This window comes from Acidobacteriota bacterium (assembly GCA_016196035.1).
Lineage (GTDB): Bacteria > Acidobacteriota > Blastocatellia > RBC074 > RBC074 > JACPYM01.
Window position 1 is genome coordinate 11417 of sequence record JACPYM010000052.1, and the last position, 18414, is coordinate 29830.

Genomic DNA, 18414 nt, shown 5'->3' on the forward strand with positions numbered 1-18414 from the left:
GCACTTACCTGAATAACATACTTTCACCGCAATCCGCCCGATTATCCCAACTATCGCACGCCAAACGCGGGCACAGGTATGTCGCCGCTTTGTCCCTGATTTTGGATCAGGAACGAACCATCGGTGCTGCGTTTGACGAACCACGTGCCGGAGCGCCGCCACACCGCAATGTCTGCCTTCCCATCGCCGTCGTAATCGGCGGGCGCGGGAATATCGAAGTACGGCGCGTAGTTCGCGCCCCAGAATTGCAGGATCGGGCTGCTCGGTGTCGCGCTGGGCCGGATGTACCAGATCGAATCCGCCCCGCGCCAAATCGCCAGATCGGCTTTGCCATCCCCGTCATAATCGGCGGGCACGGGTGTGTCGAAATACGGCGCATAACCCGCGCCCCATTGAATGCTGGTGATGGTATTTGTTGAGCTGTTCAGGATGATCCAGTTCGGTGCAGGCGCAATCGCACCGGGCCGGAAGACGGCTAGATCGGTCTTGCCATCGCCGTCGTAATCGGCGGGCACTGGAATGTCGTCCTGCTGCCCGTGGTCGACGATCATGTTCTGCCCATCACTGCTGCGCCGCACGAACCAGGTGCCGCTGCGGCGGAAGACGCCGATGTCCGTCTTGCCATCGCCGTCGTAATCGCCCGGCGTCGGGATGTCGAAATACGGCGCATAGTTCGCGCCCCAGAATTGCAGGATGGCTTGGCCGTCACTGCTCTTGCGGATGTACCAGATGCTGTCCGCCCCGCGCCAGATGGCATGATCGGCTTTGCCATCGCCGTCGTAATCGCCGGGCACGATGTCGTCGAAATATGGCGCATAGCCCGCGCCCCATTGCTGGGTCGCGGTTGCGCCGTTGCCGCTGTTGATGACACTCCAATTCGTCAGCGGCGGTGCAGCGGTGGGACTGAAAATACTCAGATCAGTTTTGCCATCGTTGTCGAAATCGGCTTTGGCCTTGGGCCTGAAGGTCAGCGTGTAGGCGCGCGTGCCGCTGCAATTGTTCACATCGGTGGCCTGGAGGGTGAAGTTGAAGACGCCCTTGACCGCTGAGAGACCCGCGAAAAGGCCGGTTGAGCCATTCAGGGTCAAACCATTCGGCAACGCACCCGCGCTGACGCTCCAACTGATCGCGCCCGCGCCGCCGCTTTGCGTGAAGATTTGGCTATACGGCACGCCCGCGATGCCCAGCGGCACGGTGGACGGATTCACCGTAATCGTCGGACAAGTGACGGTCAGCGTGAAGCTGGCGTTGGTTTGCGCGCCGCAATCGTCCGTCGCGCGGATGGTGAGCGTGTGCGTGCCGGCGGGTGCGGCGTTGGTAAGCGTCACGGCACCCGCCGCATTGACCGAAATGGTGCCGGTGTACGTCCCCTGGCCTTGCACGGCGAGGGTGTTAATCGTGCCGTTGTCGGTGGGGCCGGTCGCTGGATTGACCGTCGTCGCACCGCCGAGGTTGACCGTGGCGTTGGCATAACTCAGCGTGGGCGGCGTATTCGCCGTGACGTTGACCTGCAAATCGCCCGTGCCGGTCAGACTACCATCCGAAACCTGGAAGCGCACCGTGCCCGCCGTCGCCGTACACGCAGCGCTCACCAAAGCCGAAATCGTACCGTTGGTATTGGTGATGCCCGTGACCGTGATGCCGGTCGCCGTGCCGCCCGCGATTTGGGTGACCGTCAAACTGCCCGCCGCTGTTTGTGCATCTGTCACCGTGCCGACTGTGACCGCCGCGCCCGCCGGACTGCCTTGCTGACGGCTGATGGCCGCCGTAGGCGTAAACGTCGGCGCAGTGTTCGGCGTCAAATTGGTCAAAGCAAAGTTGACCGCCGCTGCCGCACCCGCAGCATTCACCGTCACATTGTACGGCCCGCCAACGGTCGCATTGGCCACCGCTGTGACACTGGCCTGCCCAGCCGCAATCGTCGCCGGATTCGTGCTCAACGCCGCGCTCGCGCCCGCGCCTGGCGGTGTAAAAGTCACGCTCCCGCCATTGACCGGCTCGGCATTCGCGCTGCTCACACTGACGACGAGCGGATTGGCAAAGGCTGCGTTGGTAATGGCGGACTGGCCGCTGCCACTCACCACGGCCAGCGTGAAGCCGCGCGATTCATACGCGCCGATGTCGGTCGCCGTTTGTTGCGGACGCGCGATGTTGCGTTGATCGGTGGTCAGCGTGCCGCCATTCACCAGCGTGCTGGTAGCAACTGTCGCTCCGCCTGCTCCCGTGCCAGTCAACTGGGGTTGATTGGCTACACCCAGCGTCCCGCCGAAAGTCACGGTGAAGACATTGCCCGACTGGGTCACACTTACCGAGCCGCCCGCGCCTCCGATGGTTGAGAGCGCATTCAAGGCCGCTTGCACCTGGGCGGCGGTGGCATTGAATGCCAGTGCTGGGCTGGTGGTCGGGCCATTGAAGGTCAGCGTAAAAGTGCCCGCCGCACCGCTGACCGTGACCGTCTGTATCTCTGCTATTGTGGCAGGCCCGCCCGTGTTGATGGCCGGACTGCCGGGCAACAGCGCGTGCGTTGGCGTCGGGCCGCCGTAATTGCCCAGCGGCGCCAGCAGCGGATTGGTGTTGATCTGATCGCCGGTTCCGTTCAACAAGCCGCCGCCGTTGTCGCTCGCCAGATTATTGCCTTGCGAAACGACGCTGGCGTTCGTGCCGGATTTGAAGAGATTCGACGGGGAATTATTGGCCACGATGGTGTTCTGCAACGTGGTTGTGGCGGGGCCTCCTTGATCATTCGTCCTGATGCCGCCTACGGACGGGCTGGTGTTGCCGGTGACGGTGCAGTTGAGCATGGTGAGCGATGTCGCGGGTCCGCCAAAATTTATATTGGCGATGCCACCGATAACATTTGTTGCGGTATTGCCGCTGATCGTGCTGTTGGTCAACGTTGCCGTAGCGCCGCCGCCAACACCTTGATTGACCACTGCGCCATCAACTGCGGTATTGCCACTGATCGTGCTGCGGTTAATGGTCAACGTACCGCCGTTGTTCACTACGCCTGCCCCATTGCCCAGCGAAGTGTTGGCGGTGATGGCGCATTCGGTAATGGTCAGGTTACCGGCACTGCGAACCCCGCCCCCGAAACTAGCTCTGCCGTTGGAGACGGTCAGGCCTTGCAGGCTGACGACGATGCCTGCATTGACATCGAAAACAACATAATCGCCGCCCGTATCGCGGCGCACGGTCAGATTGTTCGCCCCGCTGGCGTTGACGATGGTGACGTTATCAGCAAGCACGGGCAGCGCGCTCGCCAGATTGATCGTTTGCGGGCCAGCGGGCAGATTGAAAGTAATGTTGTCCGTGCCCACACTGAGATTGGCGTCCAACAGTGCTTGCCGCAATGAACCCGCGCCTGCGTCGTTGGTATTGATGACGACCAGCGGATTCGGCACCAGTTCAAAAGCGCCGATGTCTGTGGCAGCGCCCTGCGGACGCGCGACGCCGCGTTGATCGGTGGCGGGCGCACCTGTGTTGTTGCCCGCGTTGAGGGCTGGACTGCCCGCAGGCAGCGCATGGGTTTGGGTCGGGCCGCCATTGCTGGCGAGTACGGCCAGCAGCGGGTTGGTGTTGAGCAGATCGCCCGCCGCCGCCGTCAGGCTGTTATCGGAGAGCAAATTATTGCCCAATGAAGTGACTGTCCCGCCTACATCCTGCCGCACTTGCGGGTTGCTGTTTCCGGCGACGATGGTGTTTTTCAGCGTGATGTTGGCATTGCCCGCGCCGAACTTTCCGCTGTAAAGGCCGCCGCCATTGGTATTGTTGGGGACGGTGTTGTTGGCGATCGTGCAATTGAGCAGGTTGACCGTGGTGTCGAAATCTCCTGAAGAGTTATCAATGCCGCCACCGGTCTGTACGCCATTGGCTGCGGTATTGCCGCTGATGGTGCAATTGGTCAGGGTGGCGGTCGCTGGGGTGCTGGAGCCCAGGTTCCACAGACCGCCTGTCGCACCTCCCGTCGAACTGTTGCCGCTGATCGTGCAACCGGTCATCGTCAGTGTCCCGCTGTTGTACATGCCGCCGCCGCCATTGGTGCTTGTGTTGCCAGTAATCACGCAGTTGCTGACGGTCAACGTGCCAGCGTTGAAAATGCCTCCGCCGTCTACATTGCCATTCGTCATGGTCAGTCCGGAGAGACTGACGGTCGTTCCGCTATTGATGGTGAAGATGCGGTAATTACCGCCGGTATCGCGCCGCACGGTCAGCAGGTTTGCGCCGGGGCCGTTGAGGGTCAGGCTGCTCGTAATATCGGGCAAGGCGCTCGCCAGATTGATCGTGCGCGCCGTGCCGAAAAACACCGACTCGAACTGAATCGTATCCGCGCCCGCGTTGGCATTCGCGTCCAGCAAGGTCTGACGCAGACTGCCCGCGCCAGCGTCGTTCGCATTGGTCACGATGATCGCCTCATCGTTTTGGATCGTGCCGAGACCTTGCGGATCACCCAGCACGGCATTCGTCGGATTGGTCAAGTTGACGAAGAAGGTTTCGCTCGGCTCAAACACCGTGTCGCCGTTGATAGTGACGACGATGGGTTGGCTGGTAACGCCGGGATTGAACGTAAGTGTGCCGCTCGTGGTGACGTAATCGCTGCCCGCCGTGGCTGTGCCGTTGGCGGTGGCGTATTGCACCGTCACCGTCTGAGCGCTGGCGGCGGAGAGTGTGACGGTGAAGGTCGCCGTGCTGGTGCCCGCGTTGCCTTCCGCCACTGTTATGTCGTTGATGATGAGGCCGGGCAGGGGCAGGCTTTGCGCTTCAAACGCGCCGATGTCGGAATCGTTGCCGTTGCTGGCCGGCAGGATGCTGCCGATGTCGAACGGGCGCATCAGTCCGCGTTGGTCGGTGGTGACACCCGCAGCTAAGCTGCCTTTATCCAGTGCCGGACTGCCCAACAGCAAGGCGTGCGTCGGTGTCCGGCCGCCATTATCAGCCAAAAGGCCGAGCCAGGCGTTGATGGGCGCACCGGCCGTCCCGACGATGTTCCCATTCACGCCGTTGGTGAAGCCGCTGCTGCCGTCGCTGTCCAGGTTGTTACCCAGCAAGGTGAGTGTGGCGTTGCTGGTAGTGAAATTCGGGCCGGTGTTGGCCGCGACCAGCGTGTTCTTGAGCTGCGTAGTGGCGCTCACCCCGTTGTTGCTGGTCACGATGTTCCCGATGCCGCTGGTGGTGCTGACATTGCCGCTGACGGTGCAGTTGGTCAGCGTCAGCGCAGAGGTTTGTCCTGTATTTGTCGCGTTCAGGATAGCGCCCGGATAGGTGCCTGCCGTATTGCCGGAAACCGTGCAGTTGGTCAGACTGCCCGTGCCGTTCTGAAAATTCAACGCTGCTTGAAATGTCGCCGTGTTATTGCTGACCGTGCTGTTCGACATTATCAGCGTGCCGCTAGCGGCCACACCGCCGCCATTACCGGCGTTATTACTGGCGATCAGACTGTTGTTAATGGAGAGTGAACCGCCTGAAGAGATTCCCCCACCGAATGCCATACCAGAGCTATTGCCTGAGACGATGCAATTCGCCAGGTTGAGCGTGCCGGCATTCAAAATTCCGCCGCCGGGTTGCCCGCTGGGTGATTTGCCATTGCTGATCGTCAGGTTGCTGAGACTGACAGTTTGACCCGCGTTGATCGTGAAGATGCGGTAATCGCCACCCGTATCGCGGCGCACCGTCAGCAGGTTCGCGCCGGGGCCGTTGATGTTCATGCTGGTCGTGAGGCTTGGCAAGACGGTTGCCAGATTGATCGTTTGCGCCGTGTTGAAGAGCGCCGAAAAGTTGATCACGTCCGCGCCCGGCCCCGTGGCGTTGGCGTCGGTGATGGCCTGGCGCAGGCTGCCCGCGCCCGCGTCGTCGGCGGTGGTGACGAGGAAGGCGTCGTCGTTCAGGATCGTGCCCAGCCCCTGCCCGTCGGCAATTGTGGCGTTGACCGGACTCGATAAATTGACGAAGAAGGTTTCGTTGACTTCGCCCGTCGTATCGCCGTTGACCTGTATCGTAGCCGTCTTACTCGTCTCGCCCGGATTGAAGGTAAAAGTGGTGCCGATAATCGGTGTGGTGTAATCAGAAGGAGCCGTGGCCGTGCCGTCCGCCGTGGCGATATTAACCGTCGTGGTCGCGCCGCTCGCCGGGGCAAGCGTGATCGTGAAGGTGAACGCGGTCGTGCCGCTGTTGCCTTCGTTGAGCGTCACGTCGTTGATGGACAGGGTCGGCAGGGTATCGTCGTTGGTGATTGTGCCGACGCCCTGATTATCGGCAAGCGTCGCACCGCCGGTCACGTTCGACAAATTGACGAAGAAGGTTTCGTTCGTTTCAAACAGCGTCTCGCCGACGACGGAAACCGCAATGGTTTTGCTGGTTTCACCCGCGTTGAAGGTCAGCGTGCCGCTGGTTGCGGTGTAATCGCTGCCCGCCGTGGCCGTGCCGTCCGCCGTGGCGAAATTGACCGTGACGGGCGAACCGGCAGCGGCGGAAAGCGTCACGGTGAACGTGAAATTCGTCGTGCCCGCAGCGCCTTCAGCTTGCGTCACGTCGTTGATTGAAATGGTCGGAGCCGGCGTGCCGAGCAATTCAACCTCAGAAAACTGCATGGAGTTTGCAGTCGCGCCGTCTCGGACGCTCGCCACTATCAAGCGGTATGAGCTAAATGCATTGGTGTTGGAGAAGTTGACCACTGCTCCCAGAGTGTTGCGCCCCGGATCTGTCGCCAGTCCTGTCACGCCGCTATAAATCGTCGTCCATGTCGAGTTGAGCGTCGTCGTCGGGTTGGCGCTGTTTGTCCCTTCGATCGTTACGGTCAGAGGGTCTCGCTCGGGTGCGTCGTTAGCCGTATTGAAACGCAACCCGTCAACTACAGTCAGAGGCCCCTGGGTCGGTGCGGTCACGATAAACCCGACTCCCGTCTTGCCAAAATTAAGATACTTGCTGGCAGCACTAAAATCGTTATCAATCGCCGCACTGGGCGGCTCAGCGGCCGGGTAGTTGTTTGCTCCCGCCACTGTTCCAACGGTTGACGCGCTGGAAGTGGGGCTTCCGACAGTCGCCGCGATGCCAACAATGGGATCCCCAGGCGCAGTCACATCGCTGGTGAATGCCTCGTATGCACCGATGTCGGAATCGTTGCCGCCGCTGGCCGCAGGAATGCTGCCGATGTTGAACGGGCGCGTCAGCCCACGCTGGTCAGTCGTGACACCCGCGACAGAACTGCCTTTATCCAGCGCCGGACTGCCGCCCAGCAAGGCGTGTGTTGCCGTCGTGCCGCCGTTGTTGGCGAGCGGGCCGAGCAACGGTGGCGCGGTGATGTCGGTGCCTTGCGTGAGGAAGCCGTTGCCGTTGTCGCTCAGGTTAAAGCCCTGCGAAGTGATCGTGGCGACCCCACCGCTCGCCGTTAACGCGACCAGATTCGCGCCGGTGCTGTTGGCAATGATCGTGTTGCGCAATGTGGCCGTAGCCGTCGTTCCCGCGCCGATGGCGCCCACACGAACGCCGCCGGTATCCGCCGCGCCGGCGTTATTGGCAAACGTGCAATTGGTAATTTGCAGCGCACTGGTTCCGGCAAAGCCGAGGTTGAAAATTCCGCCGCCCGCCCCCGCGCCGGTCGCCGTGTTGCCGCTCACCGTGCAGTTAGTCAACGTGAGCAACACACTGATGGAGGACCCAGTCTCAAAGGAGATACCGCCGCCGCGATCCTGCGAAGTATTTCCGCTAATCGTGCAACCTGAGAACGTCCCATTGGCATTGCTGAGTAAGACTCCGCCACCAATATTGCCCACCGACACGTTGCCGCTGACATCGCAATTGGTCAACGTCAAGTTGCTGGCGCTAAAAATACCACCGCCACTCGTCCCGCGCCCGTTGCTGATGGTCATCCCGCTGAGCGTGATATTCAACCCGCCGCCCGGAATGTTGAAGATGCGGAAGTCCGCCGCCCCGTCGTTGCGCCGCACCGTGAGCAAGTTTGCGCCGGAGCCGTTGATCGTCAGACCCTGTGAAATGTCGGGCAGCACGCTGGTCAGATTGATCGTGCCGTTCACGCTGAAGGTGATCGTGTCCGCGCCGCTGCCCGCCACGCAATCGGTCGAGCCGGATTGATTGTCGCCGTTGGCATTGAGCAGCGCTTCGCGCAGCGTGCATTGCCCGTTATTGGCCGGCGCGCCGTCCGCCAGACTGTTGACGATGATGGCCGCTGCCGGAGCGCTGGGAATCAGGGGCTTGGGCGTCCCCAGATTTGCGGAGGACGGATTCGTGGGGGACGGTTTCTGCTGGGCCGCTGGCGGGCTGGCTGGGCCAGACGCCGCGCGGACGGCTTGGAAAAGTTGCAAGCTCAGTAATGCGCCGCCGAGTATGAGCAACGTGAGCAATGTCGAAAGCGCCAGTCTACGGATGTACGACATGATTTTTCCTCCTGCGTGGATTGGGAAAGAGAAGGCAGCCATATTTGCCGAAGAGCAGTCCTGTCCGCCGTCCGGTTTGGGATAAAACTTTGACTCACACCCGCCGAAAATTCATAATGCCCGGCGAGTCTCATCACTAAGTTGCAACTTGTTACAATTGCCTTCGGATCATTACCGTGTAGCCCCGAAAAAGTCTTGAATGGCAGTGGAATTTCTCTGGAAAAAATCTGGAATACCGTAATGCAACTTGATGTTAAGTCTGTCTACGAGTTTGGAGCGTTCCGCCTGGATGTCGCTGATCGGCAACTAAAACGCGCGGGCGAAATCGTGCCGCTCGCACCGAAAGTGTTTGAACTGCTCGTGTTCATGCTCGCCAACCACGGGCGGCCTATCAGCAAAGAGGAGTTGCTTAGCAACGTTTGGCCGGACAGTTTTGTCACCGATGAGAATCTCAGCCGTCACATCTCGACCCTGCGCAAAACCCTGAACGAGGGCGGCGACGGGCAAAAATTTATCGAGACGCTGCCGAAATTCGGCTACCGCTTTACCGATCAGGTGCGCGTGCTTGCTTCCACCGGTGAAGCAGTGTGGGCAGCGACTGCGCCCGCCGAGACGCCTGCGTCTGCGGTTGAACCGGATGCTTTGCCCGCGCCCTTGCCTGAGCTCTTATTTGAACAAGCTGAGGCGCGCGAAGTGGCGGTCGCGGCGGGTTGGGTGACGCAAGCCAAACCCAGGTCAAGCGCGCAACCCATCAGCCGGTTTCGCATCCTGGCCCCGCTCGGCGCGGACGGCAAAGGCGACGTCGTGGTGGCCGAAGACGTCCGTCTTGCCCCTGCTTTCCTGAAACGCCGCGCGCTCGTTTTTTCGTTGGGTCTAGTCGTCATTCTTGGCTTCGTGTTTGGGCTGTACAACTGGGCCAAACCCAGACCGGGAACACTGGCGCGCGCGAGTCTGCGGGCGAACGTGGCACCGCTCACCAGCTTTCAGGGCCGCGAAAATTATCCCGCCTTTTCGCCCGACGACCGGCAAATCGCCTTTACCTGGGATGGTGGGCGGGACGGCACGCCGGGTGACACAACGGATATTTACGTCAAGTTGCTGGGCACTGAAACGCCGTTGCGGTTGACCACCAATCCGGCGGAGGAAATCAGCCCCGTCTGGTCGCCGGACGGCCTTTCCATCGCGTTTATGCGCATCACCACTGGCGGTGCCGGGATTTATCTGGTGCCCGCACTCGGCGGCCCAGAGCGCGAATTGCTCACTGGGTTCTGGTCGGAATGGACCAACATCCCTTCCGGGCGCTTGTCCTGGTCGCCGGACGGCCGGTTCATTGCGTTTGCGGGCACCGAAAAAGCCGCGCAAACCGACCTGCATCTGTTTCTGCTTTCATTGAATGGGTTGGAAAAGCGTCAGCTCACGGCGTCCGACGAAGATGATCGCTGTCCGGCCTTTTCGCCCGACGGGCAAACGCTGGCCTTCATACGCGGCTGGGATGAAATCTATCTGATGCCTGCTACGGGCGGTGAAGCGCGCCGTCTGACCTTTGATGCCAAACGCATCTTCGGGCTGGCCTGGACACCGGATGGCCGGGAAATCATTTTCTCTTCCGCTCGCGGGGGCAGTCCGACGTTATGGAAGATCGCGGCTTCTGGCGGCGCGCCCGAGGCCCTGCAACCCGGCGGCGAACAGGTCAGCACTCTGGCCTTGAGCCATCAAGGCAACCGTCTCGCTTACACCCAGAACATTCGCGACTTGAATCTCTGGCAGCTTGAACTGCCCGAACCGCCCAGCAAACCGCATCCGCCGTCCCTGTTTAATTCCTCCACGCGGCAGGAGTCCCAGCCGCAATTCTCGCCGGATGGAAAAAAAGTGGTCTTCGTTTCCTTGCGCTCCGGCAATTGGGAGCTTTGGGTGTGTGATGACAAGGGGCAGAATCCGGTGCAGTTGACCCATTTGAACGGCCCCTTTGTGGGCAGTCCGCGCTGGTCGCCGGATGGGAATCAGATCGCGTTTGAAAGCCGCGTCAACCAGCAGCAGCCGGACATTTATGCCATCGCCGCCAGCGGCGGAACAGCGCCGCGCCGCCTGACGCTGGAAGCTGCGGCGGACATTCGGCCCACTTGGTCACACGATGGGCAGTGGCTTTATTTCAGTTCAAACCGCAGCGGCGATTATCAACTCTGGAAACAGCCCAGCGCGGGCGGCCCCGCCGTGCAATTAACCTGGCAAGGCGGACGCGAAGCATACGAATCACCGGACGGGCAGTTCCTCTATTACACGCGCAGTCCCAACGAGCCTGGCATCTGGCGCGTCCCCGTGACGGGCGGGGCTGAAACGCGTGTGTTGGAGCATGGCCGGCAAGGCGCCTGGGCCATGCACGCGCAGGGCATTTATCTGGTCAATGCCGCGACGAAAACACCGGGCACCATCGAGTTTTTCAGTTTCGCCACGGCGCGGAAAACGATCCTTGCCGGGTTTGAGAAAGACGACCTTTATGGCTTCACCGTCTCAGCCGCTGCCCGCCGCCTGTTGTGGTCGCAGATTGATCGCAACGAAAGCGATCTCGTGCTGCTGGAAAACTTCCGCTAAACGAGTCTCGCCGTATTTTCCCCGGGAGAATTCGATAGGACTTACACAAAACGCGAGCGAGATTGCCACAGAGGCATAGAGACACAGAGCTTTTTTACAGTGTTGGTGGAGTTCTCTGTTTTCCTCTGTGCCGCTGTGCCTCTGTGGCAAATCTTTGCGTAAGTCCTGTTCAAATCTGTTAGCCTCCCGCCAAGGCCGCCACAATTGGGTTGTCACCGCACGCCAAACGCCGGCACCGGCACCTCGCCGCTTTGCCCCTGGTTTTTGCCCAGAAACGAACCGTCCGAACTGAGTTTGACAAACCACGTGCCCGAGCGCCGCCAGACCGCAATATCCGCCTTGCCATCGCCATCGAAATCGCCCGGCGTTGGAATATCGAAGTATGGCGCATAGTTCGCGCCCCATAACGCCAGCACCGGACTGGTTGGGTTAGCACTGGGCCGGATGTACCAGATCGAATCTGCGCCGCGCCAGATCGCCAAGTCCGCCTTGCCATCCCCGTCGTAGTCCGCTGGCACGGGCGTATCGAAATATGGCGCATACCCTGCCCCCCATTGAATGCTCGTCATCGTATTCGTCGAGCTGTTTAAGATCAACCAGTTCGGTGCGGGCGCAATCGCGTTGGGCCGAAAGACCGCCAAGTCGGTTTTGCCATCGCCATCATAATCGGCGGGTACTGGAATGTCGCCATTTTGGCCGTGCGTCTGAATCAGGAAGGAGCCATTGGAACTGCGTTTGACGTACCAAGTGCCCGTCGCGGGCCGGAAGACCGCCAGATCGGTTTTGCCATCGCCGTCGTAATCGCCCGGCGCTGGAATATCGAAATACGGCGCATAGCTCGCTCCCCACAGATCGAGGATGGCCGCGCCATCGGATGATTTGCGGATGTACCAGATCGAATCGGCCCCGCGCCAGATGGCCTGATCGGCTTTGCCGTCGCCATCGTAATCACCGGGCACGATGACGTCGTTGTAAGGCGCATAGCCCGCGCCCCATTGCATGGTTTGCAAGCTGTTGCTGGCGCTATTGAGCGTATACCAGGTGCCATTGCTGCCGCGCCAGGTGCTGAGGTCGGTTTTACCGTCACCGTCGAAATCCGCTTTGACCGTGCGCGCCCCGGCTTGCGCAACAGCGAACGTCTGGCCGCCAATCGTCAGCGTGCCGGTGCGCGAGAATGTGCCGGGGTTGGCGGTGACGTTGTAGGTCAGCGTGGCGTTGCCATTGCCGTTGGTCGCGCCGGTCAGCGTGATCCAGTTGTCATTGCTGACGGCTGTCCAGACACAGCCGGTGCCGGCGGTCAGGTTGATCGAACCGCTGCCGCCCGCGCGCGCATAGGCCTGACCGGTGGGCGCGAGCGTATAGGTGCAGCCGTTCGCCTGATTGACCGTGAAAGTTTGCCCGGCCACGGTCAGTGTGCCGGAACGCGCGGGGCCGCTATTGGCCGCCGCAGTGAAGCCAACCGGGCCATTGCCGCTGCCGGTTGCGCCGCTGGTGATGCTCAGCCAGTTGTCGTTGCTTGTGGCTGTCCACGCGCAACCCGCGCCCGCTGTGACATTGACAGTGCCGTTTGTAAGGCTGGCGGCAATAGTTTGATTGGTGGGCGCGATGCTGAAAGCGCAACCATCAGCTTGGGTGAGGGTGAAGGTCTGACCCGCGACAGTGATTGTGCCGCTACGTTGCGGGCCGGAGTTGGCGGCTACGGTGAAATTGACCGGGCCGGGGCCGGTGCCATTGGTCGCGCCGTTGATCGTCAACCAGTTGACATTGCTGAGCGCCGTCCAAGTGCAATTCGCGTTGGTTTGCACGTTGAAGGAACTGGCGCCGCCCGCCGCCGCACTGGTTTGGCTGGCCGGATTGAGCGTGTAGCTGCAATTGGAGCCTTGCGTCACGGTGAAAGTCAGGCCCGCGACGGTGAGTGTGCCGGTGCGCGGCGGGCCGTTGAGATTGGCGTCCCCGGCAAATTGCGTCGTGCCGTTGCCCGTGCCGGTCGCGCCGCTGGTGATGTTGATCCAAGTGGCATTGCTGACGGCGGCCCAGTTGCAAGTGGCGGCGCTGGCCGTGATGGCTACGCTGCCGTTGCCGCCAGCGGGCACGAAGTTTTGACTGGTCGGATTGATGGTGATGGTGCAAGGCACTACGCAGGTGGTGCAAAGCACGCTGCCGACGAGGCTGACCGAATCAAGCCACCAACCCGAATTGGCGATGCCGCAATCGAAACCGGCGCGCCAGCGGAATTGCACGTTCTGTCCGGCGGCGGTATTCGGCAACACCACCGTCGTCGTGAGATACCCACTGGAATCGCCCGTCCAGGCGTTGCGTCCGGCCAGTGGATTGGCGCAGGTCGAATCGTTTGCCAGCGCTTGAATATAGCCGCCTTCGATAAAGCTGCCGCCCGCCGTGAGGATGTCGGTGAAGCTGCCGCCGCCGATTTTGATTTCCAGCACGCCACCGTCAAAGCCGCTTTCCAAACTGTAACGTTGCCGGAACGCCAGCCGCGTGCCAACGTTGCTGATGAGGAAGGTTGACGAGGTCAGTTGGCTTTCACCCGTGGTGCTTTGATTCGGCGTAAAGACGGCGTTTGGCGTGCTGTCAGCGTTGCCGGTCACGGTGGCCCAATTGCTGCCGCTGCCGGTGACCGCGCTGGCCCAGCCGTTGGGCAGTGCGGGCGCAGTCACGCCGTCAAAGTTTTGCGCGGCTGTGACCAGCGGTTGGCCCACATTGATGGTGAAGGTGCGCGTGACGGGGCCGAGTCCGCTGTTGAGATTCACCGTCACCGTCAACGGCGCGCCACACGTGGCATTGCCGGGCACGGTGAAGCTGACGTTTTGCGTGGCCGTCGCGCCCGCGTTGATCGCGCCATAAGTGGCGCTGCCGCCGCCCACGACATTGAGCGTGGCGTTGGACGCATTGGTGGCGCAGAGCGGATTGGTCAGCGCCACGGCCAGCGTGATCGTTTCGCCCGGATCAGCCGCGCCATTGTTGCTGCAAGGCAGCGCTCCGGCATCGGTGAAGGTCACTGTGCCGACTTTGAGATTGGGCGTGGCAAACGATTCGGTCACGGCGGTTGAGGTGTTGTAACGCGCGCCATCGCCCATGCCGCGCGTGGCGAAGCCGTTCCAAATGTCCAACTCATCCGCGCCGCCAAAGCTCGCGCAATCGGCTGCGAGCAGGGAATTGCGCCCGCTGAGAAAATCGGGATTCGCCGGGTCGAGCTTCATGGCGTCGGTGACCAACTGCAACGCACGCGCATTGCCCGCCGCATAACCCAGCCGCGTGATCAGCCGCGCGCGGACTTCGAGCAAGGTCAGGCACCAGATTTCGCCCAGGTTGTGCACTTCATTGGCGGTCGAGGAGCCAATCGGGCCACGCGGGAAGGCCCCATCGGTCACGTTGATTTGCGCCGGGTCAGCATCGGCAAAGGTCAGCGGATTGTGCGGGCGTCCATTCGCGCCAAGATTGGTTTTGACGGCGTAAGGGAAACGGCGGATGCCGTAGTAATAGTTGTCGGTGAAGTTGGTAGTGATGCCCAGTGTTGCATACGGCCCGGCGGCGTAAATGCCGTTGACGTTCTCGCTGGCCGACGAGAGCAACGCGCGGGCATAAAAATCCGACCAGCCTTCGCCCATGCCACCCGCTGTCGTCGAACCCAAACCGGCGGAATTGTTGTGCAGCCGGTTCGACAAACCGTGCGTCAATTCGTGCAACACGATGTCGTGATCCAGATCGCCATCGCGGTCGGGATTCGGCCCGCTGAAAATGTACATCTGCATGCGCGGCAGCGAGCCATCCGCCGGTGCTGAAAAATTCGCATTGCTCGTGCCCGATGAATCCTGCGCTTCGGCGCGCACATAATCGTTGCCCAGGCCGCCGCGCCCAAAGTTGTTCGCCTGGTAATTACGCGCGCCCTCGGTGAAGCCGTATTGATAAAGAATGTCGTGGTAGCGGTTCGACCAGAAAAACAGATCGGTCACGATGCCGTTGCGATAGGCCGCACCCGTCGGCGCATCACTGCCCAGCGGCGGCGGGTTGTAGCTGAAATCAAACACGCGATTGACGCCCACCGCGCGCCCATTGGCGTCAATGCCATTGACGCCGTCAACGTCCAAGCCCGCGTCCACGTTATTGCCCGTCGTCGTGTTGCCGCCGTCGGTGATCCAGCCCAGGTTGTCAAAGGCGGGCAGTTCGCTGGTGAGCGTGAGGGTCGAGCGGCTGATGCCTACGCCCTGAATGCCGCTGCCCGGCGTGGCGTTGCTGGGCGAAAGCGGCGCGGGGCTGTCATCGTTGTAAACGGAGAAGGTCGCGCTTTGCGTTTGCCGCGACGTGATGTTTTTGCGCCAGAGCACTTCGCCATTGCCCTCGGCATTCACGACGAAGTAATAGGCCGCGTCTTTCGTCCACAGCGTTAAGGTCCAGCCCAGATTGGCGAGGCCGGTTTCGAGCGGAAAGTAAACCTGCTGTGCACGTGTCTCATCCTCAAAGGGGCCGCGTTCAAAAATGAAGCTGTGGCCGTCTTCGCCTTTGCTTTTGATTTTGAGTGTGACCGGATCGAGTTTGAGGCCGATGGTCGCGGCGGCATTGGCGATGGCCTGCGCCGCTTCGAGATTGGGCGTGGCGGCGAGTTCGCTGGGCGTGATGCCGGCGGCCAGCGTGTTGACCAACCGCACGACTTCACCCTGTGGCGTCAGGCAGGCGCGCACCTCACCGGCAAAGACCGGAATGCCGTTGAACTGCTGTTCCAACGTCAGCCAACTCAGATTGCCCGCCGGGTTGGCGTAATCAGCCGTGTTGGTCAACTCCGCGACTTGTTTTTGCGTCAAGCCGAAGAGCGCCGCATTGCGCGACAGGAAGCCTTTGACGATCAATTCCCGCGTATGGGTCGCAGGCGCCGTCAACAAAGCCGGGCCGCGCAAATCCGTGCCCACAATTTCAGGCGCGCCGGTCGCCGGACTCAACAACACTTGCAACGTCGGCACGCCGGCTTGCAAATCGGCCTGTGCGCCGCGCATGTCAAAAACCGTGGCGGCATTGCGCGCCGCCTGTTGCGGCGACAGCTTCAACCGCAACTGCGCGCGCGCGGCAGAAGCCGCTTTCGATTCGTCGGTGCGTACATCGTAGTTGGCGATTTCGTCAGCGGTTTCGCCGAAGCTGCGTTGTGATTGTGCGGCCTTCAGCGGCAGGTTCCAGAGGGTAATTGAACAGGTGAGGGTAAAAAGGAGAACGAACAGGGCCAGACGTTTCATCAAATTTCCTTTCAGCACGGTCAGCGGCTGTTGTGGCAAGCCTCGGGGTGGCTTGGGGCAAACGAAGTTGCGGGGCATTCCAGTGAATAAATTCGGAAACAGATTGTCGCGTGTCTGGCTGGAGGGTGTCCAGCCTTTAATAATTCGCGGCAAAAGATGTGGCGGGCTGAGCGCGCGTTGCTTGGCAAAGGGGATTGACTGACAAATAGGTAGTTCTACGGGGCCAGCGTGGCGTCCCTTTGCGGCGCGTCAACATGCCCCGCTTGCGCCAGGATGGCTTGATAGCGCGCGTCATTGCGTAAGGAGCGCAAGCGGTGATCGAGGGGGAGATGCGAAATCCATTCCGAGCGTTCCTTGACCGCTTCTTCAAGAAATTGCAGCGCCGCGGCACGGTCGCCCAGTCCGGTATGCACGACTGCCGAGTGATAGGGCGAAACGTAATGCTGTTGGCGGCGCGCTTCGAATTCATGCAGCACCTGCTCGGCTTCGGCCCGCTGCCCCAGGCGCCCGTACAAAAAACCGAGCGTGGCGAAGCTGACGAGATTTTCACCGCGTGCAATGGCGGCCTGTGCGCTTTCTACCGCTGCTTCGAGTTCGCCCTGCGCTTCACAGATAAACGCCTGAATCGCATAGGTCACGGGAAAATATGGAAACTGAGCAAGCAACTCCCGGCAAAACGCGGCGGCTTCGTCCTGGCGGTCAGCAAAGTAATAAACCCAAGCGAGCAAGGTGCCGGGGTAGGCGAGGTGCGGCCCCAGTTCCCACGCCCGTTCGGCTAGTCTGACCCCTTCGTCAACTTTCCCCCGAATCAGCATCAAGCGACCCAGCCAGTTATGCGCAAAAACGTTGTCCGGCCCGTACTTGATCGCCTCCCGCAAATGCTGGTCAGCCAAATCCCAATTCCATTCCCAGAGCAGCAGCGGCGCCGCGCGGCTGGCGTGCGCGTGCGAAGAGCACGGATCGAGTTCCAGCGCGCGTAACGCGGCGGCCAGCGCCTTGGGCATACCTTCATTGGGCGCGTACACGGCCGGCCCAAACGCACACCGCACTGCCCAGATGTCGGAAATGCCCACCCAGGGTTCGGCGTAGTTCGGATCAAGCGAGAGCGCGTAGGTGTATTCATCCAACGCCTCATTCAAGACGCCGTATTGCGTACCGAAAAGGTAAGCGCCCCGGCGATAGCACGCCACCGCTTCCGGATGCGGTTGCCGGATGGGGCGCTGGGCATAATCGGCGGGCAAGCTGAGACCGAGTTTTTCAACCAACTGCCGCGCGATCTCTTGTTCGATTGCGGCGGAATCAGCCGCGTTCACACTGAACTTGCCTGACCACAAAACGCTGGCCGATTGCGCTTCGATCAACTGGACGCGCAAGTCATCCAATTGGCCCGCTTGCCCGGTCGCCGTTAAATGCCCGGTCAAGACCAGGCCGGTGCGTTGCTCGCGGGCGATTTGCACCGCGTTCGGCTGCCAGCCCGGTTGTAAATACTGAGGCGCAATCTCTCTGAGTTCCAGGCGTGTGAGCGTGCGCAGGTGATGAATGATCCCCAAGGCCAAATGATACCCCGCCAGCCGCAACCGCTCCGCAGCGTGAAAGAAGCCAGGTGGGCTGACAAACGGCAGGATGGAGCGCGCGCGCCAGCGCGTGGCCGCCAACCCGCCCGCCAAGCGCACCGGCAAGGTCAATTGATAGCTGCGCGGCCCGCTGGTCGAAACAAGCACGCCCGCGCCCAGCGCCTTGCGCAAACGGATGATTTGCTGGTGCAGGTTGTTGTTCTCCACGACGCGCCCCGGCCAGGCTTTGCTTCTGAGTTCGGCGCTGCTGAGCACGGCTGGGCCGTGTTTGAGCGTGTGTTCGAGCAAGACCCGCAACACCTTGATGGCCTGCTCCGGCAGTTCAAGCTGTCGGTTCCGGCTGTCATAAACAATCGCGTTCTCCAAGCGGAACGGCCCGAATTCAATAACCTTGTCCTGCATCGTGATGCTCCCTTGATATAGGCAGGCAGAAATTTTTTGCGCTGTTCAGCAGTTATTCAGGATTTTTCTGATTAAAGGGTACCGGCAATTTTTTCGAATCCGCACAAGCGCCCGTTTGGACGGTGTTGTAGGGAACCAACCAACGGCGCTCCGGAATTTAGAATAGGCGGCGCGCGCCGTCAATCGAATGCTCAACCCATGCCCTAAGGCTTCCGAAACTCA

Annotated in this window: 4 protein-coding genes; 1 reads left to right on the plus strand and 3 read right to left on the minus strand. The window is 61.0% G+C overall.

The features are described from left to right. Positions 1 to 50 precede the first annotated feature (50 nt). Positions 51 to 8387, minus strand: a complete 8337-nt coding sequence (locus tag HY011_15650) for a VCBS repeat-containing protein (GenBank protein MBI3424366.1) — start codon at positions 8385 to 8387, stop codon at positions 51 to 53. 240 nt (positions 8388 to 8627) lie between these two features. Here HY011_15650 and HY011_15655 point away from each other — a divergent pair, with 240 nt between their 5' ends. Continuing rightward, positions 8628 to 10976: a PD40 domain-containing protein gene (locus HY011_15655; protein MBI3424367.1), complete on the plus strand. Its 2349-nt coding sequence runs from the start codon at positions 8628 to 8630 to the stop codon at positions 10974 to 10976. A 212-nt stretch (positions 10977 to 11188) separates the two neighbouring features. On the opposite strand, the gene HY011_15660 is transcribed toward HY011_15655, so the two are convergent. Beyond that, positions 11189 to 16216, minus strand: a complete 5028-nt coding sequence (locus tag HY011_15660) for a M36 family metallopeptidase (protein MBI3424368.1) — start codon at positions 16214 to 16216, stop codon at positions 11189 to 11191. A 215-nt stretch (positions 16217 to 16431) separates the two neighbouring features. After that, entirely contained in the window at positions 16432 to 18192 is a 1761-nt protein-coding gene (locus HY011_15665) for a hypothetical protein (protein ID MBI3424369.1), read from the minus strand. Positions 18193 to 18414: the final 222 nt, after the last annotated feature.